This window comes from Vreelandella glaciei (genome assembly GCF_013415125.1).
Classification (GTDB): domain Bacteria; phylum Pseudomonadota; class Gammaproteobacteria; order Pseudomonadales; family Halomonadaceae; genus Vreelandella; species Vreelandella glaciei.
Genome location: NZ_JACCDE010000027.1, coordinates 18113 through 45047, shown reverse-complemented (window position 1 = coordinate 45047; position 26935 = coordinate 18113). Strand labels below are relative to the sequence as shown.

Genomic DNA, 26935 nt, shown 5'->3' with positions numbered 1-26935 from the left:
ATGATTAGAACCTGATGTGGCCATGCCCTGCATGGCGAAGACTACGCCAGCACCACTGGCGCTTAACTTTGCTCAAGGAGCTTATTGATGAAACACCTTACCCTGATCGCCTCCGCTGTTACAGTCGCCTCCGCACTTTTCGCGGGAACTACCGTCGCCAATGACGACAATGCCGGCTCCAGCTTAGAGCTTCCCAAGGCCGTGTCCGATTTGGGCATCCCTGGAGCCAAGGTCGACAAAACATTCGATACCGGCCTAGATGGCATCAATGGCTGGGTTATTAGTGTCGAGAACGACACTAATGTGATCTATACCACTGAGGATGGTACGCATGCCTTTATCGGGATGATTCTGGGCGAGGGTGGCGAAAACTTGACGCAGGCTCACATGGAGCAGCACATGGAGAATAGCCCGCTGGCCAGCATGCCGAAGCGAGCTGCCTCTCAGGACAACGGATTTACAGATGAGGATGAGGCCGCAGCGCTTGCGCAAGTTGAGGAAAATGCCTTCTACGTTGAAGAGGGGAGCGGCGACAAGGTTCTGTATGTCGTCTTTGATACTCAATGTGGTTACTGCCAGAAAATGTATCAAGAGTCCCGGGCGGTTCTGGATGAAGTCACCATCCGTTGGATTCCGGTAGGCTTCATGGGCGAGGGCTCGCTCCACCAGGCTGCACAAATAGTCGACGCCGAGAACCCTACCGAAGTGCTGGCCACATTTGAGGGAGGCGGCAGTGTGTCTGGCTCCCCGAGCGCCGAAGCTATGAACATCGTGAGTGAGAACAGCAACCTGATCCAGCAGCTGGGTATCCGGTCTACACCGAATACGCTCTACAAGGATGAGAACGGTGAAGCTCATATCATGCGTGGTGCTCTTCGTGCGGCTGAAATCCGTAGCCTGTAACCTTATTGCACCTTGAAGAAATGCGCCCTGGCTCCCTCTCCGGCAGTCCGGGCGCCCAGCTAGAGGGCACCCCATGTCTCTACAAGACCAACGCACTGTTAGTATTATGCGGCGAGCAATCGAAGGAATGTTTCCGCAGTTCGCCGTGAACCGTCTATTTCCACGTCAGCCACTCAAGGTAGGCCGTGGTACACGGGAGAAGACCCTTTACCCCTTTCGCTGGCTGCACCGTCCTCTGACGCTTGAGCAGGCGCGCTGGGTCGCAAGTAGGTCAGTTGATTATTGGTTCCGGTGGCTCATCGCGTTTGGTGCGTCTCTTTATCTCTCTGTCAAATTGGGACCGCCTTACGGAGCATTCCTCCACTTAGGTTTTACGCTACTTGCTGCATGGACATTAATAGGTGTGGCCGTGGCTGTCGGGCGGAATAGAAAGACTCCGAGGATAGATGCATGAAGCAAGGCAACAAAAGTTGGCTCGCCTCTTTGGGGCGCGTAATATCCGGCCTGCGTAAGCAGTCGATGGATGCTGACCAAGTTGATCCAAGTGACCCAGCTATCACGAAGATGACAATTAGCCTGGCACTGGATCTCCTAAACGAAGAGCAATCGCACGAGCGTTTCAAGCCTAAAGATCGTGTCTCATGGAAATGGGGCATGAAGAACAAGAGCGTGCCGCTGGCCAGGCAAACTGCTGTAGCGTTACAAGTCCGTCAAGAGCCATTCAACGATAGCACCCTGGCACCTTCATCCACGTACTACGAAGAGCCTTTAGATGTGCTTGTAGGTGTGTATACCCACGAGGGTATTTTTCGAGAGCTATGGGTCGATGGGCGGCGCCTATGCTTGCTGACAGACCATCGCATAAACAGCCCGAACGGTGGCACTCAGTGGGGACAAGGTGAAGGATGATTGATACCAAGGTCATTTCAGATGCCCCTCTGAAGTTCGATGAATTGCTGACCACCGTGGCCAAGGAACAGCTTGGCCTGGATGGGAGCTACACAGTGTATGCGGTCGAGACGGATCAGATTGATGAGATCAATCTCAAGATGATTGAAGGCCTGGATGACATCCATCTACATTGTTTCACTGTAAGGCTTCCCCCTGGCTTGGCGAGAGTTAGCCTCGCCCCGCGGGATGGAAATCACTGGCGGATGGAAGAGGCGGTTCATGGTGTCGTGGATTATGGCCATACAGCTCGGGAGACTATAAGCGCCAGCTATAGTGGCAATGGGCAACGGTTGTACATCCCTTAGTCAAGTGGCAAACACTAAATGTTTCATTCTGCTTGAATTTAATATAATTCGTCGTCTGGCATAGATATAATATGGATAGCAATGATAACCGACTGGACCAGCTGAATGAGCTTCCCCTTACCAAAGAAGATCAGCGCTTCATACTCCGCTGCCTCCGTGAGGGCGGAGTGGTCGACTACCAACCCGTCCTCGCGGCATACCAGCTGTGTTGGAACAATGCGGCTGAATCAGCGACTATCCGCAAAGAGATAACGTTGGGAGGAGGGCAGCCAACACCTTTCTCCGAGAGGCCTTGGGTGTTGAAGCGCTTGACTATCCGAGGTAAATGACTGGCCAGTTTACTATAGCGCCTAGGGGAGGGGGGGAGTTATACCGTTATCTATTATTTCACCATTTAAATACCATGCTCCCTTGCCTAAAATAATAAGATCGTAGGGCCTAATCGTGTTCGACAACGCACTGTCATATAGGGCACATAGCTCATTCTTTGGGGCTGACGAAATGACCAGCCTCATCGAAAAAAACTTTCCAGGGCCTGCGCGCCCACAGAGGCTCGAAGGGTAGGGTGGTCGGCTGTTTGCGGTGAAGTATTGGCATACACACTCCAGTCTCAATATCTCATTCTTCGCTTTCGGCAGTAGCAGCGTTTGCTCCCAGTAGCCGCGGTCAAATAGCTGGTGGAGGAGAGGGCGGCTGAAATGGAGAAGGCCTCAGGAAGTCACCTGCGCCGTGCGGAGAAACAATTGCTCAAAGAGCAGGTATACGAAGAGCTACTGCCCACCTCCCTGAAGCGAACCGGGCATTTTCTGATGGCTATCGACATCAGGCGTAAATGGATACTCATTGACGCTGCCAGTCGTAAGAAAGCAGAAGAAGCACTCGATCTGTTGCGCCTTACACTGGGATCGCTCAAAGTCACGCCAATGGCAACTAGCGATCGTCCAACAGCTTTGATGACCCGTTGGTTGGCTGCCTCGACTGAGCGTGCTGAAGGCTGGGCTCTTGGAGAGTTCTGCCAGCTCGAATCGCCTTCTGGCAATGATGGTGTGATTAAGGTTTCGGAGGTCGATCTCGATAGTGACGAGATACAGCAGCACCTTGATGGAGGCCGCATCTGTTCAGCCCTTTCGATTGCTCGGACAGGTCAACTGGCGATGCAGCTTCAGGATGATCTAGGCCTAAAGAAGATCAAATTCGATGATGCACTGCTTGAGCATGCTGATTCGGGTGATGATGAAGCATCAAGGTTTGATGCGGATGCCCATATTCACATCCCAGCTCTTGCGGCCGTTGTCGAGGAGCTGATAACCCTACTAGGGGGTGAATCAGTCCCTACGCTAGAGGATACCCCTGAGGATGCTGTTCAGGCATCTAAAGCAGCCTGAACCCTACTCATATCCTGTCTTTGGCTTGGCTCTGTCCAGGCCTTTTTTATGCGCTAGATAGATCGGTTTATACTATTTGCCGTATCAGTTTATGTGGATTATCATGTTTCGCATGCGTAACTTGGCAAGGATCGCCGCCGTTTGCACAAGGACATTCTCAACCTGTCTTTTTCCAGGTCGGCTACCGGGAACTCCATGACCAAAATAATCAGTTTCTCCAATCAGAAAGGCGGGGTCGGAAAATCGACCATTTGCCTTCAAACAGTCTTCTACCTCGTGGAGGCGGGCTATCGCGTACTAGCAGTTGATTTCGACCCACAGGGCAACACATCTAGCCGGTTGAGCCAGAGCGATGAGGCAACCTATACAGGCACACCATCAGTCCGGTTGTTCGATGAGAACATGCATGAAATCCAGCCGATGAAGTGCGTGCGCGGAATGGATCTGATTTGGACAACCAAGAACGATCCAGAGCTATCTGAGATTGAGTCCCTACCGCTCAACTGTGTGGTCAACCCGATCACAAACCTGAAGGCTAGCGGCATACTGGATAATTACGATTACGTGCTTGTCGACTGCCCCCCTAGTTTGGGCCGTAAGCTAGTAGCTGCACTCACTATGTCCACTCATGTCATTTGTCCGGTGCAAGTAAGTGGTTTCGCACTGGATGGCGTAGAGGGTCTGCTGAACACGATCATAAGCGTTCAGGAGGAGCTGAATCCCGAGTTGGAAAACACCGGGATGGTGATCAATAACCTCAAACGCGGTTTCGAGGAGGACATGATCACGCGAGATGAGCTTCGCAAGGCGGTGCCGGATCTGGTCTACAAATCTGAGATTGGCGTTAGAGGGCAACTCGACGTGGCCAACCTCAATGGCGTACCCGTTTGGAGCATAAAAAAGACATCGGCACGAGAGGCTGGCAAAGAGATCCGTGCAGTTATCGAAGAACTCATGGAAAAGGTGGGCTGACATGGCATTAGGACAACTAGACAACCTGCAAAGCCTCTCACGCCGCTCTAAAGGCGCCAAGGAAGTATTGGTGCTGGATACAGCTGAAGTGGTGCCGAAAAATGGCCAAGTCCGAGAGAAATTCGGCGGTATTGAGGAGCTAGCCGACTCAATTAAGTCGCATGGCCAGGAACAGCCGATCATCGTATCTCCTAAGGATGCTAACGGTAAGTATCGAATTCAGAAAGGTGAGCGCCGTTGGCGTGCATGTAAACTGGCCGGTGTGCCGGTTGAGGCGATCGTCAACAAAAAGGACCAGGAGGAGCTGGACGAAACAGCCGGCGAGCTGATTGAAAACATTCAGCGGGAAAACCTGACTCCGATGGAAATCGCCAAGGGGATTCAGAAATTCATTGACGCTAAGTGGAAGGCCGTCGATGTGGCTAAGCGTCTAGGTAAATCGCGTGGTTATATCTCGCAGCACCTATCGCTGCTCAAGCTCCCCGAATGCGTACAGAAGCTATACGAGGAAGATGTCACGGCTGACCCCGAATCGCTGAATTCGCTCAGGCAGATTTATCAAATTGCGCCAGAGAAGGCTGAACGCATTTGCGAAAAGGCCTTAGTAGACGGAATCAGCCGAAAAGCCTGCCGTGAGCTGCTGAAACAGGCAAAGGGTGGCACTCTGGCTGAAGACCCTGAAACAGTTCCCATGGAGGCTCAGGTTCCAGCGCCAGCTCTAGGGACGAATGATGACCAGCCACCACTGAGCGGATTCGACTCATCCCCCTCCGCTGGAAACTCTGGCATGGGGAACACTGTTGATGATGTCCAGCCCGCAATGCCGCCCCAGTTTAACGAGAAAGATGACTCCTCTCTTGGTAAGGGGGATGTTGCACAGGAAAAGCCACCGAGACCTAAATCGGCCACTAATACTGAGCAACCCCAGCCTAAAAAGGCTGCTGGCGCCGAACTTGATACACCAGCGCCAGTAATGGCAAAGGAGCCCACCCGGGCTCGGGTCGTGGTAGGCGTTACCGTGAAGGGCGCACAACGTAGTGGCATGCTACAGACTGATCGTATCGATCATGAGCCTGGCTATTGCTGGGTTCGACTAGATAATGATGAAAAAGACACACTGAGGGTAAGAGTCTCTGACGTTCAGCTACTTGGTGTCGAGGGTGAGGACTGACCTCTATGCCGAGCCTATCGCGTGACACACAGCGAAAATACGACATTATCCGTGCTATTGACCACATGGATCGCCCAAGCCTTCAGGACATCTCTGAAGCTACGGGCATCCCGGCTGGCACGGTTAAACGGCAGCTGACTTCGATCCGGGAAGAGTTTAAGGTAAAAATCCTCTTTATTCGTGACCCTAGCTCACCTGAAGGTGCAATGGGCTATTACGCACTTGAAGGCTGGGGAATCTTGGACCCAAACTCCTTTCGAGTGCATTTTGGAGACAGCACTTCCTAGCCAGCTGACACCCGGGGAGCAAATAGCTCCCCGAATTATGTCAAACCAGCCCCACCTTTCTGAGCCAGTCAACACGGAGTCATCAGCAGTGCCTGAACCCGACCATCCCCCACTGAATCTCATCAAGCAACCTGTTTCAATTGGTCATGAAGACGTAGTTAAAGAGCTTGCTACTTTTAAGGTCGAGCTGGATAGATACGCACGTAAGACAATTGGGCAACCGTTGCTTAATGACATAGTGGACAATGATCGAGGAACCTGCGCACTACACCCAGATTCATTAATAGCTGTGCTGATACCTTTTTTAAACGGGTATCCGGAATCCAGTGTGTAATTCCACTCCAGCCTACAGTGTGTCACCGAACCCGTAAACCGGAATTGCGTGTGTGATGCCTCTGTCGTATCATTGAGTTTCTAAACCGGAACTAAGTGTGTATTCTGTCGTCAGAATTCGCACATAGTCGAAGGCTCGACGAACGACTGGCCAGGAGTGGAAACATGGCGATTAGTCAGGCACGCATTATCGAATCCATGGAGCAGGCCTGCTCCAACCTCAATCCGGATGAGTTCATCTTCTCCTTCCTAGATGCTTACGGATTTCCGAAGAGCACCATAACCCGCCTTCGCAAAGGTGACGATAGCCGAAACGTTGCCAGCGGTGATGATATTGGGCTGAAGAAGAAGCTCTATTTCCGATCTGTTCCAGAGGGGACGGATTTGAATACTGAAGCCGACTCGCTCAAGGCAAGCGAGGTCGTGCCACGGAACGATATCCGCTTTGTCATCGTCACTGACTTTAAGAGCCTGGTTGCCTTAGATCTCAAGGCAGAAGAGCGCCTTGAAACTACGATGGATGAGCTGGATAAGCAATATGCCTTCTTCCTCCCGCTGGCCGGATACGAGAAGGCAGTAATGTACTCAGAGCATCCAGCTGACGTTAAAGCCTCTGAGAAGATGGGTCGGCTGTTTGATTTGATCCGCGAGCGCAATGACCTCTCGAAGCCTGAGGACATTCACGCTCTCAACGTTTTCCTTACCCGCCTCTTGTTCTGCTTTTACGCCGAAGACACCGGCATCTTCGCTCAGGGTCAGATGACATCTGCCATTCAGTCAACGACACAGGAAGATGGCTCTGACGTAGATCAGTTTTTCTCAGATCTCTTCACTGTCTTGAATCTGGATGATAAAGCTCCTGAGCGAGCATCTATGGCTGCTCACTTCCAGGAGTTCCCTTACGTCAATGGCGGCCTCTTTGAGGCGGATGAGCCCATTCCAGAATTTGGAAGAAAAGCTCGACGACTTTTGATTGATTGCGGGAGCATGGACTGGTCTGAGATCAATCCAGACATTTTTGGCTCAATGTTCCAGGCGGTCATTGACGAAGAACAACGGGGAAGCCTGGGGCAGCATTACACCTCTGTCTCCAACATCATGAAAGTGATCCAGCCTCTCTTCCTCGACAAACTTTATACAGAGCTTGAGAAGAGTCGGAAGAACGAACGAAAACTGAAGGAGCTACTTCTGCGCCTCCAGAATTTGCGCATTTTTGATCCGGCCTGCGGCTCAGGAAATTTCCTGATCATTGCTTACAAAGAGTTGCGAAAGCTGGAAATGGAAATCATCGACGCTCTGAACACGGTGTCGGATCAGACTGAAATGTATTACTCAGGAATTAAGCTGTCCCAGTTTCACGGCATCGAAATTGATGATTTTGCGCATGAAATTGCCATACTTTCTCTATGGCTGGCAGAACATCAGATGAACGTTGCGTTCAAAGCTAAGTTTGGTTATTCCGAGGCGGCCCTTCCATTGAAAGATTCAGGGAACATAGCTTGCGGTAATGCATTGAAGATTGATTGGGCGTCTATCTGTCCAGCCGGCGGAGAGGTCTACTTGTGTGGAAACCCTCCTTTTATAGGTGACAGATTTAGAACCAAAGAGCAATCAAAGGATCTTTCGAACACATTAAAGCCGGTAAAAAGCCCAGGTAAAGTTGATTTCGTTGCCGGATGGTTTTTCAAAGCGTCTAGGTATATGAGCTTAAATCCAAGCGATAGCGAAGCAGCATTTGTCGCAACTAATTCAATATTCCAAGGCGTTCAAGCCAACCTTGTTTGGGGGCAGTTGTTAAAGGAAGGTGTTAAGTTAAATTTTGCACACTCAACATTTAAGTGGTCAAACAATGCAAAAAAGAATGCGGGGGTGCATGTAGCTATACTAGGATTTTCTCATAAATCCAGAGAGTCTAAGCATATTTATTCAGGAGAATTTAAGAGATCTGCGAAAAATATATCGCCATACCTAATTGATGGCCCCAATATGGTAGTAAAAGGTAGGTCATCCAGCTTAAATCATGACAAAGAAATGGTGATGGGTAACTACACGAATGACGGTGGTTACTTGATCTTCTCGGAAGGCGAGAAAGATTCTCTACTGGAGAAAGAGCCCGGCATCGAGAAATGGATTCGCGAAATTGTAGGTGCAGCCGAATTCTTAAACGGGAAGAGAAGATATTGCTTATGGCTAGTTGATGCTACTGAAGATGATATTAATAGCTCGGAAGAGCTCTCCAGGCGGGTTGAATCCGTTCGCGTGAAAAGGCTTTCAAGCAGTGACAAGGGAAGCCAAAAGCAGGCTGAGAGACCTCACCTGTTTCGAGAACAGCACAATCCCGGAAATTATGTTTTTATGCCGCAAGTGTCTTCTGAGAGGAGGGATTATATACCGATCGACATATTGGGTTCTAATAAAATACCTATAGCACCAAACTTCTTTGTCGATAATGGGGGGCTTTACGAGTTCGGAATCCTAACATCCGAAATGCACAACGACTGGATGCGTGCTGTTGCTGGACGCTTGGAGAGCCGTTACCGGTATTCACCAACTTTAGTTTACAACACATTCCCATGGCCGAATATAATCAGTGATCAGAGGAATAATGTTGAAAGTTTAGCAGAAACAATTCTTATTCTTCGCGAAGACTACCCTGACAAATCCTTGTCGCAACTTTATGACCCGAAAGCAATGCCAGAGCCATTGCGGGAAGCCCATAAAGCTCTGGATCGCGCCGTTGAAAACCTTTACCGCGACAAGCCATTCAAAGACGCTACCGAGCGTTTGGAGTACCTCTTCGCCCGTTACGAAAAATTGATTGCTGAAGAAAAAGCAAAGAAGCCTGCCAAGAAAACAGCCAAAGGGAGTAATTGATCATGGCCGATCTGATGACGGTCCAGTACAAACAAACTGGCAAGAGTTCGAATCTGAATGAATTGGGCATGCGTGAAATGCAGGCCCGGGCGTATGACGCTCGCGATGCGCAATACCTGCTTCTCAAGGCTCCTCCGGCGTCCGGTAAATCGCGGGCGCTCATGTTCCTTGGACTGGACAAGCTGCAACACCAGGGACTGAACAAAGTCATCGTGGCCGTGCCCGAAATGTCCATCGGTGGCTCGTTCAAGGATACTGACCTCACGAGCGCTGGTTTCTTTGCCGACTGGAAGGTGCAGCCCAGCTACAACCTTTGCGTACCTGGCGGGGAGGACCGCAAGGTCAAAGCGTTCATCCGCTTCATGTCTGATCCGGACGCAGATATTTTGATCTGTACCCATGCAACACTGCGGTATGCTTACAAGGAATTGGCTCCATCGGACTTCAACGACACCCTGCTGGCAATTGACGAATTCCACCACACCTCTGCGGACGGCGAAAACCGGCTTGGCGAGCTTATTGATGGTGTCATGGCGGGCTCGAATGCCCATATTGTGGCTATGACGGGATCGTACTTCCGGGGTGACGCCGTTCCGATTCTCCTGCCAGAGGACGAAGAGAAGTTTACGCAGGTCACCTACTCCTACTATGAACAGCTCAATGGCTACAGATATCTGAAGTCACTTGGCATCGGCTATCACTTCTACACCGGTCGGTACCTGGATGCTGTGCATGAGGTGCTGGACACCTCGAAGAAGACGATTGTCCATATTCCAAACGTCAACGCGGTCGAGTCCACGAAGGACAAGTATTCTGAGGTCGATTACATTCTCGACGCTATCGGCGATGTCGTCGAGAAGGATATGAAGACCGGTATTATTACCGTGAAGGACCAGTCCGGCCGGCTTTTGAAGGTTGCCGATCTGGTTGATGACAACCCTCTCCGGATAGAGGTTCAGAATTACCTCAGGAATGTGTCGAAAGCCGACGACATGGATATCATCATTGCCCTGGGTATGGCGAAGGAAGGCTTTGACTGGCCTTGGTGCGAGCATGTTCTGACCATTGGCTATCGTTCCTCGCTCACGGAAATCATCCAGATCATCGGCCGCGCTACTCGCGACTCAGAAGGCAAAACACACGCCCAATTTACCAACCTGATTGCCCAGCCAGATGCAGAGGATGACGACGTCAAAACGTCGGTCAACAACATGCTCAAGGCCATCACCGTTTCGCTATTGATGGAACAGGTCTTGGCACCCGCAGTGAACTTCAAGCCGAGGTCTCGGATACGGCCGGGCGAAGAAGTCGACCCTGGCACTGTGGTCATCGAAGATACCACATCGCCTGTCTCCGACAAGGTCATGAAGGCCCTGGAGAACATGGACAACATCAAAGCCGCCATCCTTCAAAAGCCTGAAGTCATTGCACCAGCTGTGACGGGCGATGATGATCCAGAGGTCATGGAGCAGGTGGAAATTCCGAAGGTCGTGGAAACGCTTTATCCAGATATGGATGACAGTGAGATAAGCACTGTCTCAGAAGCCGTACACGCCTCCATGGCCATCCAGTCCACCGGAGGGCTGTTCGATGAGTCTGACCTGCCTGAAGGCGCTCAGATCATGACTCCTGAAGGGGTTCAAGAAGATGCCCAGGATTATCAGGGGGGCACAGATAAGCCGTCGAAGCCCGTCGCTGGTGCAGGCAATGATGAGCCAAAACCTAATCGCAAGTTTGTTCTTATCGGGAACAAGTTCGTCAATATCGAAAACCTGAATGTCGATCTGATTCGACAGGTGAACCCCTTCCAGGGTGCCTATGAGATCCTCTCAAAATCCGTGACGCCATCGGTGCTCAAGACCATCCAGGATACCGTGGTTGGCATGCGATCTCAGATGTCTGAAGAAGAGGCCGTTATCCTCTGGCCGCGAATCAATGAGTTCCGAAAGGAGAAAGGCCGAGAGCCATCTGTGACGGCGAGTGAGCCGTATGAGCGCCGTTTGGCGGAGGCGCTGGCCTATATCAAGAGAAAGGCTCAGGAGCGTAAGGCGCAGGCTCAGACGTCGTAAGGGGGATTTGGGATGCCACCGATCAATCACAACAGGCGGAAAGCCTCGGCTCGGCCTTCATTGGACGATATATTCGCTGGCCCGGATGAGTTCGGGCTTCTTGATGTCGGGGCCAAGAAATCAAGCTCGGGTGCGCCTCTTGAGGTGTCTCGATTTGAAGAGATCAGCGCGTTCGTCGATCAGCAGGGGAAAGCTCCGCAGGCTGACAGTCCTGACCTTCAAGAAAAGCTTCTCTCCCGTAGACTAAAGAGCTACGCCGAGAAGGAAGATCTGTTGTCAGCTCTGAAGCCATACGACCGTCATAACCTGCTACCCGAGCCCGTACTGGTTTCGAATCAGGAGGCGACCGCACATGATGAGGGAATGCCCTCCCGCGCCCCGACCGAACCGAGCAGGCCAGCGTCGAAGACGGACGTGAATCAGGCGGAAAACGTCACATCACTTGATGACATTTTTGCGAGCGAGGCATTCTCAGAGTTTGATCAAGGAGAAGACTCCCTCTTTGACCCGGTTCATGTCTCATTCGAGAAAAGCCGAGAGGAGCCAGATGAGATCGCTCAACGGCGTGTCTGCCAGGACTTCTATGCGTTTGAGCCAATATTCAGGGATCTGCACGAGAAGCTGAAAACTGGCGACGTTAAAGCAGCTCGCTTCCAGCAGGCCTCACAAGTTCAGCCGGGTGATGCCTTCATACTTGAAGGTGTCATGTGCCTTATCGATGAAGTTGGCGAGTACCGAGAGGATGGAGATGGTCGATATGACCCGAGGCTGCGGCTGATTTTCGAGAATGGAACAGAGTCCAATCATCTCCTCCGGTCTCTGGCAAAACGACTTTACCAGGACCCCACTGGACGGAGGATCATCCGTGATGCTGAGTCCGTAGTCGACGCCTTCAACAATGTGAATCACAAGGATAAGCGGGCTGGCCAAATCTATTTCGTCACGACGTTGAGCGATAAGCCCGCACTTCGTGAAATCCCGAATCTACTGAAAATTGGTTATACCGAGCTGACCGTGGATGAGCGGACAAAAAATGCGGAACGGGACACAGCATTCCTCGAAGCGCCGGTCAAAAAGCTCGCGTCTATAGAATGCTATAACTTGAATCCGAACAAGTTTGAGACCCTCATCCATGGGTTCCTTCACGCCCAGCGAATAAAGATGACGCTCACCGGGAGAGACGGAAAAGAATATCACCCGAGAGAGTGGTTCTCTGTTCCGTTGAATACTGCCCGCGAAGTGGTGAAGCGAATCATTGATGGAAGTATCGTTCAGTACCGCATGGACAATACCACCGGGCGATTGGTGAAAAAGAAGGTATGAACGATGCGCCAGTTTGACCTGCTAAACATGGATACCCTCCAATCCAGCAACTTGATTGATGAGGGCGATCACTACGTCATCGAGGTTGATGGTCAGGGTATACCTGGACGATGCCCCCACTGCCAGGCCGAGGGGCCATACAGGCATGGCACCCAGCAACAGCACTACATCGATACTCCGATGCACGGTAAGCCCGTACTGCTTCGAGTAGACCGGGCTCGCTTCCGATGCAAAAGTTGTGGGAAGACCTTTTTCTCAAACCTGCCAGACATCGACCCGAAACGAAAAGCCTCCACCAGATTCATCAAATACGTTGAGCAGGAGTCGATGAAGAAAACCTTCGCAATGATTTCACGCGAGGCGGGCATTGATGAAAAGACGATCAAGAATATCTTTGAAGACTACGTTCACCGGCTTGGAAAAGAGATCAAGTTTGAAACGCCGGAGTTTCTGGGGATTGATGAGCTGAAGATTATTGGCGAATACCGGTGCATGATCACCAACGTGAACGAGCTTGCTGTCTATGACCTGCTGCCCAACCGCAGGAAAACCGACCTCATGACTTACTTCAAGGCTATGCCTGATAAGCACAAGGTAAAGGTCGTGACGATGGATATGTGGCGCACCTACAAGGATGTCGTGAACGCGCAGCTACCAGGTCGCGATATTGTGGTGGATCGCTGGCATGTCATCCGCATGGCCAACGAGGCTCTGGAGGCCGTGCGAAAGCAGATTCGTAAAGGCCTTAACACTCGCCAGAGGCTGAAGCTGAAAGACGACCGCTTTATCCTTTTGGAGAGGGAGCGCAGCCTTTCGCCTGAGCAACGCGAAAAAATGCAGTCCTGGTTCGATCTTCATCCAGAACTGGCTATGGCTTATGAGGCGAAGGAGAACTTCCATAACATCTACTCGTGCCGCAACAAGGCTGAGGCTCAGGAGTTTGCGAGGGCATGGATGAGATCACTTCCGCCTGCAATCGAGCCAGCCTTTGAGGCATCCCGCACAGCGTTATTGAACTGGTGGGGGGAGGTTTTTAACTTCTATGATCACCAGGTCACAAACGCCTATACTGAGTCTGTGAATCGGCTGGCAAAGGATATTAACCGGATGGGACGCGGATACAGCTTTGAGGTCATGCGTGCTCGACTGATCTATGAGAAGCAAGCGCGTAAACCAACAACCAAGTTGAGAGGGCGAAAGCCAAAAAGCAATTCTCAGCCAGAGACTATGGCGAGGTCTGTTGGTCTGGAGAAAGTGTCCAGAACGATTGAGTACGGTCCACACATCCCTACGCTTTGCGACTTGCTGGAAAGCGGCCACTTTTCCTGAGGTTTCTACATTGATACCGGAATTGAGGGAGAGAGAAAATCATCTGTTCCCACACTCAATTCCGGATACCCTTTTAAACTGGGAAGACCAGAATGGACAGGCTTATCGAGCCTTTGTAGATCCAAAACATGTTATTGGGGCAAGCATCAAAGGGCATCCTGAGAACGTGCCACCAGAGGAGGTGGTGAATAGGATCGAGCGCTACGCGACCTACTTTGGCTCAAGGGATAACGCCTTATATGTCTGGTACAAGCCACTTGGGATATTCATTGCTCATGAGGGAAAACACAGGGTCGCTTTTATGCGATCGCATGATCAACCGGCTATAGCAGCGTGGGTTCAGGAAGCTGATTATCCAGCTCCATCTCGAATTACGATAATTGAGCCCAGCGATGAACGTGACGAATGGTTAGCAATGCTCGATGGTCGCTACATTCAGGTACTGCGGCGTCCGAACATTGCAAGGAAAATACTTGATGCTTACGGCGTAAAGACAACGAGCTGGCAGAATATAGATCATCTACCAGATGAAAAGATGGTGCGATTGGCGATTTACGAGCGCCGGCTTCATCGACCAGCCAGAACACGGAAGGAAATCGATAGGACTCTTGATCTGCAGGCTCATCTCGCTCGAATGGCCAAGGACAGTCAGGAGCAGTATTTTCATTGTCATGATCTCGGCCCATATCGTCTTGACTGGAATCGCAATATTGTAGTGATGTGCCTCATGCTATTTACAGGTTTATTGCTAGTAAAGTTTGATCATGACTGGTCGATCAGAACAGGGATTGGCTTGGTGGGTGTAACATCTGGCATGATGCTTAGCCAGAAACTGACGAGGTTCACAGGCCCGCGAAAGCTAAAATCATAAATGAATGAGAACGAAACTACCTTAAAAGGCTCGCTAAGGCTGATGACGACCAAACATACTACAGATTTTAGCCTAATATCCCGCAGTACAGCCTCTTAAGGAGCGAAAGTGCTTGGAGAAAATATTAAAATTGGCAATCGTCGGGTATGGATGCACAAAGCTATCAACCACCCTGACTTCGCATCTGAGAGCGTACTCACAAGAGATCCATGGAGCTTCGTAGAGCTTTGGCTTAAGCGACAGAATAAGAGTGAGGCACTATCCTTCTGGTCACAGGCACGAAGGTTCCATGAAGCCGCTAAGTATATGGATGTTGAAGCGTCGCCACTGTCCCTTTATTACTCTTTTTTGAACGCAACCAAAGCTCTTCTGGTGGTTCGAGGCGCCACACATGCAGAGAATCATGGTGTAACCGGAGATAGGCCAGCAAAAGCCAAGGCTAGCTTGGCTAATGAGGCCATAACTTTTAAGTCTGGCGGTATCTTGCCAGCTTTGTGTACGTATCTCGGCGAAAGCACCGTCACGCACACCGCCGAAAAGTACAACCTCAAAGACTTACTCTGGAATGTACCTTTTGTGCATAGAGCATTCTTGCATACCTTCAGGTCGGCCCCAGAGCTCTTCATACCGTTAGAAAGTGCTTGCTACGTAAAACATCCAGACCCCAAGGCTCGTGAATGCTGGTTCCAGGCTGAAGTGTCGCCCAGATATGCAGATGGTCGGATGCTCAGAAATATCCCTCACTCTTTTGAATGGTTCACTGAAGACGGTAGAACATATATTCGCCGAAAAAAGCGCTTCAATTGGTGGCGAGGTAAAGCCCCACAGGCTGAAAAACTCTTGGCCGCAAAAGCGGCTAGGCACATATCACAGCAAGACTCGTCGGATCATAGTTCCTATCTCTGGGAATCGCGACTTGTGGTACATCAAACGAAATCTGAGCAGCAACCCACCATCTGAGCGCCACGGTCTTACCATTATATTTGCTGCGATGCATCGGCTGAGCGAATTAGCCCGTTACGATCCTAATGGCCTAGAGAGACATCTCTACGGCACATCGAACTGGTTAATTACGGAATTCATGACAAATTCAGCAGATCAATTCATTGATCAGATGGCGTCGGAAATTACAGGGTTTCAGTTTTGGCGACCAGCCATACGAACCCCGTGAGAACTGTCAATGTACGATATGAATAGCCGACAAGCCGATTGACTGAGCTGGCTACTGTGATCCCTCTAAGGCTGACGTCAATCCAGCCCAGGTACTATACAGCTCGTTTTCATAACATTCCTGCTCAAGGCTACGCGCCAGCACGTCACTGGCGACAAGATCCAATTGGGTCTGAAGGCTTGCAACTGGAATAACTATCTCCGTGGTTTCCCATAGCTTCTTCTGTGTGCTGCGAGAATCAACTCGGTAGCGGGACCAGTGCGGTGAAGCCTCCACAGAGCTGATGGTTTCAACTAGCTGTGCCAAGCACTCTGGAGGAATTTTCTCATCGGCTAGCTTGGCTGCCTTTTTCAGACTATTCAGAATTTTCCGCAGGTCATGCTCATTATTTAGAGAACGGCGATGCCGATTTGTAATCATAATAGCCTGCCCAGGTTTGATCTGGTTCCGACATTCAATAATCTCAAAACACCACTGCAGTAGCCTTTTAAGAATCAACTCCGCAGCGTGACGCTGAAGATAAAAAGCTGGTAATCCTATCTCATCGAAGCTACCACGTGCCTGCCCTTGCTCAACGAGCAAAGAGGCTGCAGTCAGATAGGCCCCCACATAAGATGGCTGGCGCCAAAACCCACCCATGCGAGCGATGCCATTCTCAAAATCACTTTCCGCTTGGCTGGGGTTCTTCCCACCAACGAAAACATCTCGAGGGTCGGTCGCAGGGTGACGGGAGTAGAGAGGTCCGATGCTCCATAAACCGTTTACTTCTCGCTGACCAGTCATTTGCTGACCCCTTCCTGATGAATTAGGCTGTATTTGCCGCGCATGGCTACCCATCGATCTGGGGTTGCTACAGGATGGCCACCATGGACTGGGTTCCTGCATTGCCACCCCTTCGTGGTCAGCTCGGCACACTGCGCCATGTACCCGGCTGCTTGCCAGGCGAGGCAGTCTCCCCGGGTAATACCATAGACACTGGCAAAAGCTGCAGCCGGATCGCTCCAGAACACCTCGAGCTGACCTGGCGTTAGCGTCACGGTTATCTTTCCAGCTAGGCCATCGTGGCTGGTGTTGAACGTTATGTCACTGTTAGATGACACCCATAGCTTGGGGTGAAGCACTGCTCTGTTGTTTCATATTCTTTTCATCGCCTCCTCCAGGCGCCTTTCCGCACTTCGGTCATAGCGTTGTGTGGTGACTAGGTTGGTATGGCCTAGAGCGTATTGCACCGTGAGAACGTCGACACCTCGATCTAGCATATTCGTAGCGAAGGTGCGGCGAAAATCGTGAGGCGCGCACTCCTTAATGCCCGCCTGAACGGCCCTTTCTTTTATGATGAAGTACACAGCTTGGTCAGTAATACGAAGATCAGTAATCACACCATGTCGGCGCACTCTAGGGAAAAGAGGCCCGACATCCCGCCCCAACCGGGATTGCCATGCCATGACTTTCAGGAACGTTTCATTGGGCAGAAAGACGAGGCGTTCCTTGTTACCTTTGCCCAGAATCCTGATCGACTGCCGGCCGCGGTCAATCATCTCGATGTCTATGGATACACTCTCCGATCGACGCAGCCCCGTGTTGACCAGTAAGTGGAGTAACACGGCATCTCTCTCCCCTTTGGGGGTCTCGTCTGTTTCGCATGCGGAACAAAGGGCTTGGATAGCTACATCATCAAGGTGTACGCCCTTCGGCAACCTTGAGCCCCTGACAGACTTGAGATCGCTGATCTGATGGTGGCTCTCACTATCCATGCGACCCGCAACCCAAGCCTCACGCGCCACACCTTTCATAGCAGACAATGCAGTATTAATAGTGGATGGAGCCTTGCCCAGTTCACTCATCATCTCGATGATTGAGCGCACATGTTCGCGCCGGATCATATGCCACGGACAACTCTTAATGTCATGACCGCCGCTAAGGTAGGCAACTTGCTGGAGGTGAGATCGCATCGTGACCCGGCTACGGCGGGAGCCAAGCCCCATAAGGTAAGAGAGCGCGGGGTTTCCCTTGGCCTCTGTCAAAGAATTCGATGCTTCAGCAAGGCCCCCAGTGACGTTATAAGGAATCATCGCTAGTGAATCAGCCATTTCCGGGGCCCCCCTCTAAGCTGGCAATGTGTTGCTGCAAATAATCAGCCTGGTCTGCAGAGCACATAACAATATCGAGCAAATCCCCGCTTTCATGCATCACCTCGTAAAAATCTGATGCGCTTGGTGCGGACTCGACATAGACTCGCTTGCGACGCAGCCCGCCCGGGATCGTTAAGCTCAAGTGCTCAAGAACTGCATCGGCGTCCTCTAGGACACTAACAATATCGCCCGTATCACGGACAATGACCATGAAATCGTTGGTAGTGATGACCGCATATCCTGCGCGGGGTGGCATAATCAAGTGATCAAACATCCAATTGCTCCCTTTTGGTTGTGATTTTCCCCCTGATCAGGGTTAGTGCCTGGCTTCAGACTGGGCAGCGTCCTGGCACCAATATGTGAAGACCACCTAAATCAGCTGCAATGCTATTGACGACCATCTGAGCATATGAAGTAACTACCGCAATTTTGTAGATTGCCTTCCAAGTCATTCAGCACAGCCTTATTCATGTGACTCTGATACAGCCTACTCGGGTTCGCTGCCCTTCTCTACTTTCTTAAATAACTATTTTAATAAGTAGAGAACCTAAGCGCCAGCACTACGGCCTTTTTAACTGTGTACACAGGATCACTCAAAAACGGAAAATATCACCCTAAGTTATTGTTCTATATTCTATTTCTCAAGGTAAAAGCCATTTCCTGAAAGCCTGTACGCAAAATCTAGGCTTTTGGCAGGGCCATCACCCGTAGATTTTGCGAAATAAGGGTATTTTTTAATGGAAAAACACATCCTTGGAGAGATATTTTTGCGCTAGCTTTTAGACCACTGCCAACGGTCTCATATCGTTGACATACAGCCGAGTTAGCTACAAAATGTGCTTTGCACACTTTCACATTGCCTTGTCTGGAAACACATGCCTATATTGCGTGAATACCAACAGCTGCAGGAGCAATCGAAGTCTCTTCGAGAACAACTTATATCGTTTGAGAATCGAGAAGATTTCAAGCGTGAAAGTGCTTTTTTTAACCGCTTAAAAACGTTAATGGCTGATTATAATGAATCGGCCCTGGACGTTATTAAATTGGTTAATACTGAAAAAAGCGTCAGCGAGTCTCCGGCTATACGTAAGAAGCGAATGATAAAGGAATATCGCAATCCTTATGAAAGGGAGATTGTCGAAACAAGAGGTGGCAATCATAAAACCCTGAGGGCTTGGAAGGATCAGTACGGTGCCGAGGTCGTTGATTCTTGGCTTGTCGAAGAGAAATAGCAGGTTATTACTGTAGGCTGACAGAGGTTAGATATGGCCAGCGATAGCAATAAAGACAAGGACATACAAGCAGTTGCGGTTAATAAGCCGCCTCAGCTTGACCTATTCAGCCTGAGCGATAGCCGGGACAGAAATTATAGTAATAGCATCGACATTTACGATGCATTGCCTAAATATTCTCTGGAGAAGCGTCGTCGATTCACAGACCTTAACAGCGCGGTAAGAGAGCGCGAGTGCCGTATAGGCGACCGCGTTATAAAGGTTAAAGTTAAGCCAGCTATTATCGAGAATAGTAAAGGCAAACATGAGCTAGTTTATCCTGGTGAGCGTGAAGAGATTATAGAAGACGCTTTAAGAAAACTGGCTGTTAATGGCGGAAGCGTCATGATCGATGGTAAAGTTGGTGTTCTTTTTACTTTCTACGAGTTGCGTGCTGAGTTACGCCGGAACAAACATGAGTTCAAACTCAGCGAGATAAAGGAGGCGATACTTGTATGCCGTGGCGCACAGCTTGAAACGGTCACCAATGATAATGAAACTGTTATTTCCTCAAGCTTTTTTCCTATGGTCGGCCTAACCACGCGAAAAGATATTCAGATGCGTGAAGGCGATACTAAATGCTATGTACAGTTTAACCCTTTAGTAACTGAGAGCATTCTTAAACAAACTTTCCGTTTATATGACTATAGCACTTCGATGTCGATTAAGAGCCCTCTTGCCCGGTACATGCATAAGCGAATGAGTCACTACTGGAGCCAGGCATCAGCCAACGATCCCTATACGCCTCGTCTTATTCCTTACCTGTCAGGTAGCCCTCGCGGGCTTTCTGATCGCATGGGCAGTAATGTTCGGGCTATGAAAATTGCCCTAGACGTACTCGTTGAGCATGAGGTTATAGCTAGTTATAAAGCGAAGAGAATAACGGAAGGGAAAAAACTTGTTGATATTTACTACACAATCTTTCCTACAGATAAATTTGTCAAAACTGTTAAAAGAGCAAATTACAAAAGTAACTCAATACGGTTAAAGAAAGACTTACATACTATTAGCGAAACATCACTTTAAAATAATATTATCTTATTTCCTTTTGTGAAGTCTGGATCATTGAATGCATTTAGATGGCCTTTACTGCTTAGGGGGATAATGTACACACGGGCAACTCGTCGCCCTTCAAACCCCAGCCAGCCAGGATCGTAATTAACGGGCTGTGCTGCAGGAACCATTGAGGCGCGCATTGCAGTCCAAGCGTGTGCCATCATTGGGGGGAATGTTGCACAGATAGCCGATTCCAGACCCTCTCGATCACCTTGCTCAATAGGGGGAATGTTGCACAGATAGATGCTTCCAGACCTCCTTAATCACCGCGCCAATGACCGTAGCCAACGTCCAGTCACCCTTGTAAGCAGACTGCTATCACAGTAGGCATTCAAGAGTGTAGCTCACAGAACGTAGGTGGGAACGTTGCACCATCAGCCCCCGCGACAGGTCTTTAAAGCACGGCCAGCGTGCTCAAAAGTGTCATTCCTCCCTGGCAGGGGATTGTCGATCAGTAACAATTTGACAACAAAGAAGGTAAGGCACTATATTAAGCAGCTTCAAATGATAACGGTATAAAAGTGCTCTGATAGCTATCAACGTATCCACATTTACTGTGGGTAAGCCTGTGGAAAAGTAGCGTTTTATAGGTGGGAATGTTGCATCGTTTCGGTGGGGATACTGCACAGGTTATTTTCTGACCAGCAATTTAGCCCTCTATAGTAGGTGGGTATATTGCACAGGAGATGCAGAGCGAATCGAATCGATCCTGTCAACCTATCATGCCTTAAATCTTGCAGGTGGGAATGTTGCACAGATGGTGCCTAAATGAGCCAAAATGTGGACAAAAAGACGTTTTCTGTGGACATCAGGAGGATAACTTTGAGCCCCAGGTGGGGATGTTGCACAGCAAGCGGTGGGAATGTTGCATAGCAAGCGGTGGGGACGTTGCATCGGTTTTTGAAAGATAATGCATACTTTTCAGTGGTTTGATGCTTCTTTACTCGCTCGTAACCCTGTTTTAACCCAGCCTTAACCCTTTAACCTTTTTATATTAACCAGCCTTTCCTAACACCCCCCAAGCCACCGAGTTTCTTTGTGGGCCGTTAGAAGAGCAGTATCAACATCACAGCAGGTTTAACAATTAAAGGATAGCCCATAAAAAAGCCTCACCAGCTGGAATGCTGGTGAGGCCATGAAAACGGCATAACCGTTGAAGTTATATCAGCCCCCTCTCTGCAAAGCTGACATGCTCGGTGCCAGCCACAATAATGTGGTCTATCACCTTTACGTCGATCACATCCAAAGCCTCTTGTAGCTTCTTCGTAATCTGACGATCAGCATCACTCTCTTGAGGACTACCGCTAGGATGGTTGTGACACAACAATACGGCGGAAGCATTCGTTTCAATCGCACTTCTAACCACTTCCCTAGGATAGACAGCCGCCTTATCCACGGTGCCTCTAAAAAGCTCCTCATGCTTGATGACTTGATGTTGCGAGTTCAGCCACGTCACTGAGAACACTTCGTAAGGCAGTTCCGCATACTTGAGCGTCAGATAATCAACCGCTATCCAAGGAGCCGTTATCTTTGCACCCTCACTCTCAAGCTGACCATAGAACCGTGCTTCGATGATGTTCAGTGCCTCTGAGATAACAGCATCTTCACTCTCTTTACGCTGCTCTGCGGTCTCTACGGTTCCCTTTCCAGGGAAACTATAAACTTTGGCCGCCTCACTAACTGCGAACATATCCAACTGGTTGGTGTGCTTCATCATTCTCTCCTCTCTCATTCCCGCTGCCGGGTCTCGATTAGAGTTAGGGGAAGCACTGACCCCCCACCGGCTGTCACCTAGCGCCCTATCCCTTCTTGAGACCTGCACTACTGCAGGAATGAGAGAGGAGATAGATCATGAGCAAACGTGCAATCGATGGTATCCGCGAAGCACTCATACAAGGTTTGATGGAAGGCACAGCCCCCTGGCAGAAGCCTTGGAAACCAGGCGACAAAGATGTGAGCCAGCCCTATAACGCCTCTTCAGGGCGTTCTTACACTGGCTGGTCAAATATCATCAGTCTCTGGATTGCTTCAGATAAAAACGGCTACACCAGCCCTGCCTGGGTGACTTTCAAGCAAGCGAAGGATCTCTGCACTCACCCCCGCAAGGGCGAAAAGGCCACTCCCGTGGAATTTTGGAAATTCCACAAAAAGCGCGAGAAGAAGGAGAACGGCACAACGGAGGAGAAAATCATCCCCGTGAACCGTATCTTTTATGTGTTTAACGAGGAGCAGCTGGCGGACCCATTGACAGAGGCTGCAAAGCCACCTGTCTTAGAAGCTCAACCTGAGCCCGTGCAGTTCGTTGCACGGCTGATTGAAGCATCGGGCATCCCTTTAAGCTGGGGCGGTGACAAGGCCTACTACAGGCCCTCTACGGATGGCATACGCCTGCCCCGTCCTGAACAGTTCCATGAGGTTAGTGAAATTGCGGCCACCGGCCTGCATGAGCTGATCCATGCTACTGGTGCTCCCTCGCGCCTCAACCGGGACAAGAGCGATCGCGCTCGAGAGGAAGTAGTGGCAGAAGCTGGCGCCTGGCTTGCAGCCATGCGCTTTGGTCTCCCTGCTACCCCCGAAAACTCGGCGTCCTACCTCACTGGATGGGCTTCACGGCTCAAAGGTGACCAGGCCAAAGAGATCGACCGTGCTCTGGCTGATGCGCAGAAGGCGGTCAACTTCATCGAGCAAATGGCACAACAGTGCGGTTTGATCGACGGAGAAGAAGACTCAACTGCAGCAACCGCGGCAGCTTGATTTTTTTCTTTACCATTCAACAGCCTCCCCCTCGGGAGGCTTTTTTTTGTGTTTAGTCACTGCGGTGGGGATGTTGCACCGATCCCGCAACAGCTATGGCTTTCAACATTGGCACGATCTTTCCCAATAGATTTCCTGCACTGGTTGCATTCTTAGGTGGGAATGTTGCACAGCAGATCATCTAGTAGGCTGCGCTAGCATTATTTTTAGGGTTAGCGAAGCTGTTGACTATATTGTATGTATGTATCTTATGTATAATACATACATACAATACATACACTAGGAGATAGCCCGGCATGACTATTAAGCCGGAAATACGGCAACGCATCATTGATGCTGCCGAGAAGCTGGTATCCGAAGGCATCGACAGGCCCACCAATGAACAGGTGCGCGAATGCCTGGGTGGTGGCTCCCTGTCGCATATTTCCCCGGTCATGCGTGAGTGGCGCGATAGCCTAAAAGACAATGCCATCGCTGTGCGAGAAATGCCGAATGAGATCCGCACTGTCTTGGAGCGGGTTGGAGCTGAACTATGGCGCTCCGCTAGCCAGCACGCTGATGAAGAAGTCGAGAAGATACGCGCAGAGTCCGAACAGCGCGAGAAAGCTGCCAACGAAGAGCGAGATGAGGCGCTACGCGAGATTGAGCGACTAGAGGCCAGCATCGCAACCTTGCGTGAACACGGCCATCAGGATGGGCAGCGCATTGAGCAGCAGACGGAGGAGATCCATACGCTTGTGACGGAGAATGCCACCGCAAGGCAGCGGGCAGCGGATGCTATGGGACGAGTTACCGATTTACAAGACCAGCTCTCCCGCCAGAATCAGCAATTGGAAACCATGCGTGTTGAAGCGCAACGGCAACAAACGTTGGTCGACCACTTGCGAGACGAGAAAGCCGATAGCAGCGCCCGGTTGGCCACAATTGAAAGCGAGCTTAAAGCCGCTACACGGGAACTGGAAACCTCTAGTAAACGTGAATTGCAGCTCCAGAAAACGCTCGAGGCCGTCAACGAAGACCTCTCTTCTCTTCAGCAGGAACATGCCAGCCTACGTGCGGAGAATGCCTCTGTTATGAGGCGCAGCGGTGAGCTGCAGGACGAGAACGCAACGCTTCGTACCGATCTCGACAAGATCAAGACATCTTCCAGCGACGCCCGTAGCGAGCTGAAGACAGCGACTAAGCGGATTGAGGAGTTGGCAAATATTCAGGAAGAGCACTCAGAAACCCGGACACAGCTGGCAATCGCTTTATCCCGCGAAGAGGATCTGCGCAAGCAGTTAGCTGACCATCAGAAACGGCTAAAATCAAACAAAAAAGACTAGGGACCAAAGGCAGAGTGATGAGGTACAGGTCAGCCAGGTTACTGACCGGGCTCATGCTGATAATGGCACCAACCGTGGCCACTGCTGATATTATCATAGGCACCTGGTACGTGCGCCAGCTTGGCTGATTACCGATTGCCAAAGTGATACACCCTGGTAGAAGCGCAGAATGGATTCTTCTCCAGCACGAGCAAGTTCAAACCCAAATTACACCGGCTTTCCAATCCTTATATCTAGGGAGGGAAAGATTACTGAGGAAGCCCTGGACATTTGTATAGCGCATCTGATCAAGCGTGGCAGGGTTCAATCCAGGAAGTCGTGGATAACATGCCGGAAAGCGTTGTATCAGTTCTTTGGCTGGTGTGAGGTGAATGCTATTGACTGGCGTGATGTGGGCAATGACCGAGAAACTACGGTATTCGCGGAGTTCCGGGGCTGGAACCTAAGCCCCGAGGGCGGTGCCTTGCCGCAGCAACGGTGAATGCCCGGCTACGACTTCTTTGCGCATTCTATCGGTATGGCACCAAGTGTGGTTGGGTGATGACTGTTCCGTATGCCATGAAAACGGTAATGGTTAGGCAACCTACAGGCCTCCTCGCTCACGTCGGTGCGAGTGGAGGAAGACGTACGACCGCAGATGTCACGCTGAAGACGCCACGAACCGTAATTTGGGTGCTAAGCAAGCATCAATCGATTGATCTCCTGAGTGCCATCACCAATCCCACGCATACGCTGTACTCAATGATGCAATCCAAGGCTCAGACCTATGCCTTGCTCTACGTGCGCGACCGACTGGGCCATGCCTCGGTCGCAACTACTGAGAAATACTTGCACTGTCTCTAATTTTAATTAGTTTGATAGACGCAAATAATAGGCTGCTTTTGGCCGAGGCTATGTGAAAACTCTCGAGCCGTAAACAATATGGTTGACGTAAGCGAAATCGGTAGAATTTTTATAAATGAAAAGCTTTAGAGTCAGCGAAAGAGCACCGCAACCAACAGGCCAGCTTTGATCACTCAATTAAAGGGTCATAAACTGCTCATCTTCCTAGTCTGTAAACGCGTAGACATCGTAAGGACCGTCTTGTGGCCCTGGCATACCTGGCGTACCAATCGGCATACCTGCTAAACCAATTCCATCTATTTTAGGCTGTTGCTCAAACAGCGCCTTTACGGCTTCCATCGGAAGGTGACCTTCAACCCAATACTCGCCTATTTCGATGGTATGGCACGATCCCAGACCATAGGGAACGCCCGCCTGCTGCTTGATATCACCCAGCTCGACGTCATCAATAATGGTGACGTCTACGCCAAGTTTCTCAAGATGGCGCGCATATTCATCACAGCAGCCGCACTGGGGGTTTTTATACAGTGTTGCCTCTGGCGGTAACGCCGCTTGAGCGGAGACCGTCCCAAGCAGCATGAAACCCGAGAGCAAAAGTTTGGTTGTCATATGTCGCATTATTTTCAACTCCTTAACGTGAACGACTGAAGAGGTACTTGGCCAGCGACGCGATCGCCAAGCCAACTAATAACAGCATGGCCAGGGGCATCAACCAGCCTAACCACCCCATTGACCCCATAAAAGCAAAGCATTTCGCGTTCATTATGGCATCACTCCTATAAGGAATAGGCAATCCCCATGGCTTATTGCGAGCCATGGTGGCTGGGCATGCTTCCACTCATTTGTTCACGCTGCTCGTCGGTTAGTAAGTCCTGCATCTGGTTATGCATGCGCACGTTATCAGCCATCATATCGCCATGAAGGCTGGCCATTTGAGCATGCAGCGTCTTTACTTTCCATTGTTCAGGGCGTTCAGTCTGCATGATTTGCATCATGTCGTCGCGCAGGTTCATCAATTCGCCCATCCGCTCAAGCTGGGCCGCGCGGTGTTCTTGGCGCATCTCACGCATGGTACTCATCTGCTGCTCGTCGAGCATACCGCCCATGCTCCCCATGCCTCCCATCATTGGACAAGGCATCATCCCGCTTTGCCCTCCCATCATCATTCCTGGGTACATGTCTTCTTGACTGCCCATCATCATGCCCGAACCCATACCGACTTGGCCGTCCATCATATTGCCCTGACCTTGGGCGCCTTGGCTCATACCTTGAGCGAAAATGGCGCTGCTGGGGACACTGAGGCTTGCAGCCAGACCAATGGCAAAGATCATCTTGTGCTTAACCATGATATTTCCTCTTATCATGTTGCTGGTCGAGACATCGCCTTATCCATTAAAAATGGAAGAAGGCGGAGTTAGCTTTCGTTATAAACCTACAACCTATAGGTGGCCCAAAGGTAAAGGAGAAACCGATCCCAATACCTAAGTGTTGTCACAGATCATTTTTTCCGCCATTTTCAGCCCTGTTTCAGGTTGGCACGTTATAACACCGACTCATTTCCATGAAGAAAAGCACGACGCCATGCGCCTTGTTCGCCAAACAGGGCAGAT

24 protein-coding genes and 1 pseudogene are annotated in these 26935 nt (G+C 50.4%); 17 read left to right on the top strand and 8 right to left on the bottom strand.

Annotated elements, in window-relative coordinates:
* Nucleotides 1-87: 87 nt before the first annotated feature.
* The 13 genes and pseudogenes from HZS80_RS17030 to HZS80_RS23600 all read left to right on the top strand — a co-directional run bounded on the left by HZS80_RS17030 (nucleotide 88) and on the right by HZS80_RS23600 (nucleotide 15944).
* Nucleotides 88-903 (top strand): DsbC family protein, encoded by an 816-nt coding sequence (locus HZS80_RS17030; RefSeq protein WP_179916739.1) that lies wholly within the window; start codon nucleotides 88-90, stop codon nucleotides 901-903.
* Nucleotides 904-1353: 450 nt separating this feature from the next.
* Nucleotides 1354-1812, top strand: a complete 459-nt coding sequence (locus HZS80_RS17025) for a hypothetical protein (RefSeq protein WP_052703851.1) — start codon at nucleotides 1354-1356, stop codon at nucleotides 1810-1812.
* Complete coding sequence (locus tag HZS80_RS17020; protein WP_113270576.1) at nucleotides 1809-2159, top strand: hypothetical protein; 351 nt, start codon at nucleotides 1809-1811, stop codon at nucleotides 2157-2159. Before HZS80_RS17025 ends, HZS80_RS17020 begins: the two co-directional genes overlap by 4 nt.
* Before the next feature lie 677 nt (nucleotides 2160-2836).
* Complete coding sequence (locus HZS80_RS17015) at nucleotides 2837-3544, top strand: recombination-associated protein RdgC (protein ID WP_274542011.1); 708 nt, start codon at nucleotides 2837-2839, stop codon at nucleotides 3542-3544.
* Between the two features lie 195 nt (nucleotides 3545-3739).
* A complete protein-coding gene (locus HZS80_RS17010; RefSeq protein ID WP_113270641.1) occupies nucleotides 3740-4516 on the top strand; it encodes a ParA family protein in 777 nt (258 codons plus the stop codon).
* Nucleotide 4517: 1 nt separating this feature from the next.
* Nucleotides 4518-5687: a ParB/RepB/Spo0J family partition protein gene (locus tag HZS80_RS17005; RefSeq protein ID WP_113270575.1), complete on the top strand. Its 1170-nt coding sequence runs from the start codon at nucleotides 4518-4520 to the stop codon at nucleotides 5685-5687.
* A 5-nt stretch (nucleotides 5688-5692) separates the two neighbouring features.
* Nucleotides 5693-5974, top strand: a complete 282-nt coding sequence (locus HZS80_RS17000) for a helix-turn-helix domain-containing protein (RefSeq protein WP_008958302.1) — start codon at nucleotides 5693-5695, stop codon at nucleotides 5972-5974.
* 498 nt (nucleotides 5975-6472) lie between these two features.
* Nucleotides 6473-9181 (top strand): DNA methyltransferase, encoded by a 2709-nt coding sequence (locus HZS80_RS16995; protein WP_127059528.1) that lies wholly within the window; start codon nucleotides 6473-6475, stop codon nucleotides 9179-9181.
* Between the two features lie 2 nt (nucleotides 9182-9183).
* Nucleotides 9184-11250 carry a DEAD/DEAH box helicase gene (locus tag HZS80_RS16990; protein ID WP_176304941.1) on the top strand — a complete coding sequence of 689 codons (2067 nt, stop codon included), beginning with the start codon at nucleotides 9184-9186 and terminating at the stop codon, nucleotides 11248-11250.
* A gap of 12 nt (nucleotides 11251-11262) precedes the next feature.
* Nucleotides 11263-12573 (top strand): GIY-YIG nuclease family protein, encoded by a 1311-nt coding sequence (locus HZS80_RS16985; RefSeq protein WP_127059527.1) that lies wholly within the window; start codon nucleotides 11263-11265, stop codon nucleotides 12571-12573.
* 3 nt (nucleotides 12574-12576) lie between these two features.
* A complete protein-coding gene (locus HZS80_RS16980; RefSeq protein ID WP_127059526.1) occupies nucleotides 12577-13902 on the top strand; it encodes an ISL3 family transposase in 1326 nt (441 codons plus the stop codon).
* A 10-nt stretch (nucleotides 13903-13912) separates the two neighbouring features.
* Nucleotides 13913-14773 carry a hypothetical protein gene (locus HZS80_RS16975; protein ID WP_127059525.1) on the top strand — a complete coding sequence of 287 codons (861 nt, stop codon included), beginning with the start codon at nucleotides 13913-13915 and terminating at the stop codon, nucleotides 14771-14773.
* Nucleotides 14774-14923: 150 nt separating this feature from the next.
* Nucleotides 14924-15944, top strand: a pseudogene (locus HZS80_RS23600) (YaaC family protein).
* A 51-nt stretch (nucleotides 15945-15995) separates the two neighbouring features.
* Here HZS80_RS23600 and HZS80_RS16965 read toward each other — a convergent pair.
* From HZS80_RS16965 to HZS80_RS16950, 4 genes are all read right to left on the bottom strand, one after another.
* Complete coding sequence (locus HZS80_RS16965) at nucleotides 15996-16727, bottom strand: hypothetical protein (protein WP_113270572.1); 732 nt, start codon at nucleotides 16725-16727, stop codon at nucleotides 15996-15998.
* Nucleotides 16724-16981 (bottom strand): hypothetical protein, encoded by a 258-nt coding sequence (locus HZS80_RS16960; RefSeq protein ID WP_179916738.1) that lies wholly within the window; start codon nucleotides 16979-16981, stop codon nucleotides 16724-16726. Before HZS80_RS16960 ends, HZS80_RS16965 begins: the two co-directional genes overlap by 4 nt.
* Before the next feature lie 96 nt (nucleotides 16982-17077).
* Nucleotides 17078-18034, bottom strand: a complete 957-nt coding sequence (locus HZS80_RS16955; RefSeq protein ID WP_113270570.1) for a tyrosine-type recombinase/integrase — start codon at nucleotides 18032-18034, stop codon at nucleotides 17078-17080.
* A complete protein-coding gene (locus tag HZS80_RS16950) occupies nucleotides 18027-18350 on the bottom strand; it encodes a hypothetical protein (protein WP_113270569.1) in 324 nt (107 codons plus the stop codon). The genes HZS80_RS16955 and HZS80_RS16950 overlap by 8 nt, the downstream gene beginning before the upstream one ends.
* 601 nt (nucleotides 18351-18951) lie before the next feature.
* On the opposite strand from HZS80_RS16950, the gene HZS80_RS16945 reads away from it, so the two are divergent.
* Both HZS80_RS16945 and HZS80_RS16940 read left to right on the top strand, forming a co-directional pair.
* Nucleotides 18952-19308: a histone-like nucleoid-structuring protein, MvaT/MvaU family gene (locus HZS80_RS16945; RefSeq protein WP_035561723.1), complete on the top strand. Its 357-nt coding sequence runs from the start codon at nucleotides 18952-18954 to the stop codon at nucleotides 19306-19308.
* Nucleotides 19309-19341: 33 nt separating this feature from the next.
* Entirely contained in the window at nucleotides 19342-20373 is a 1032-nt protein-coding gene (locus tag HZS80_RS16940; RefSeq protein WP_035561720.1) for a hypothetical protein, read from the top strand.
* A gap of 1189 nt (nucleotides 20374-21562) precedes the next feature.
* Here HZS80_RS16940 and HZS80_RS16935 read toward each other — a convergent pair.
* Nucleotides 21563-22120 (bottom strand): JAB domain-containing protein, encoded by a 558-nt coding sequence (locus HZS80_RS16935; RefSeq protein ID WP_246362181.1) that lies wholly within the window; start codon nucleotides 22118-22120, stop codon nucleotides 21563-21565.
* Nucleotides 22121-22254: 134 nt separating this feature from the next.
* Here HZS80_RS16935 and HZS80_RS16930 point away from each other — a divergent pair, with 134 nt between their 5' ends.
* Nucleotides 22255-23157 (top strand): ArdC family protein, encoded by a 903-nt coding sequence (locus HZS80_RS16930; protein WP_052703848.1) that lies wholly within the window; start codon nucleotides 22255-22257, stop codon nucleotides 23155-23157.
* 296 nt (nucleotides 23158-23453) lie between these two features.
* On the top strand, nucleotides 23454-24482 hold the full coding sequence (locus tag HZS80_RS16925; protein WP_052703847.1) for a DNA-binding protein: 1029 nt from the start codon (nucleotides 23454-23456) through the stop codon (nucleotides 24480-24482).
* Between the two features lie 1047 nt (nucleotides 24483-25529).
* On the opposite strand, the gene HZS80_RS16920 is transcribed toward HZS80_RS16925, so the two are convergent.
* From HZS80_RS16920 to HZS80_RS16915, 3 genes are read right to left on the bottom strand one after another with little or no spacing between them, the layout of a single operon-like run.
* Nucleotides 25530-25943, bottom strand: a complete 414-nt coding sequence (locus HZS80_RS16920; RefSeq protein WP_113270568.1) for a DUF411 domain-containing protein — start codon at nucleotides 25941-25943, stop codon at nucleotides 25530-25532.
* Nucleotides 25944-25956: 13 nt separating this feature from the next.
* Nucleotides 25957-26088, bottom strand: coding sequence for a hypothetical protein (locus HZS80_RS23880; protein ID WP_274542010.1), 132 nt, complete (start codon nucleotides 26086-26088; stop codon nucleotides 25957-25959).
* Between the two features lie 40 nt (nucleotides 26089-26128).
* Nucleotides 26129-26671 carry a hypothetical protein gene (locus tag HZS80_RS16915; protein ID WP_113270567.1) on the bottom strand — a complete coding sequence of 181 codons (543 nt, stop codon included), beginning with the start codon at nucleotides 26669-26671 and terminating at the stop codon, nucleotides 26129-26131.
* Nucleotides 26672-26935: the final 264 nt, after the last annotated feature.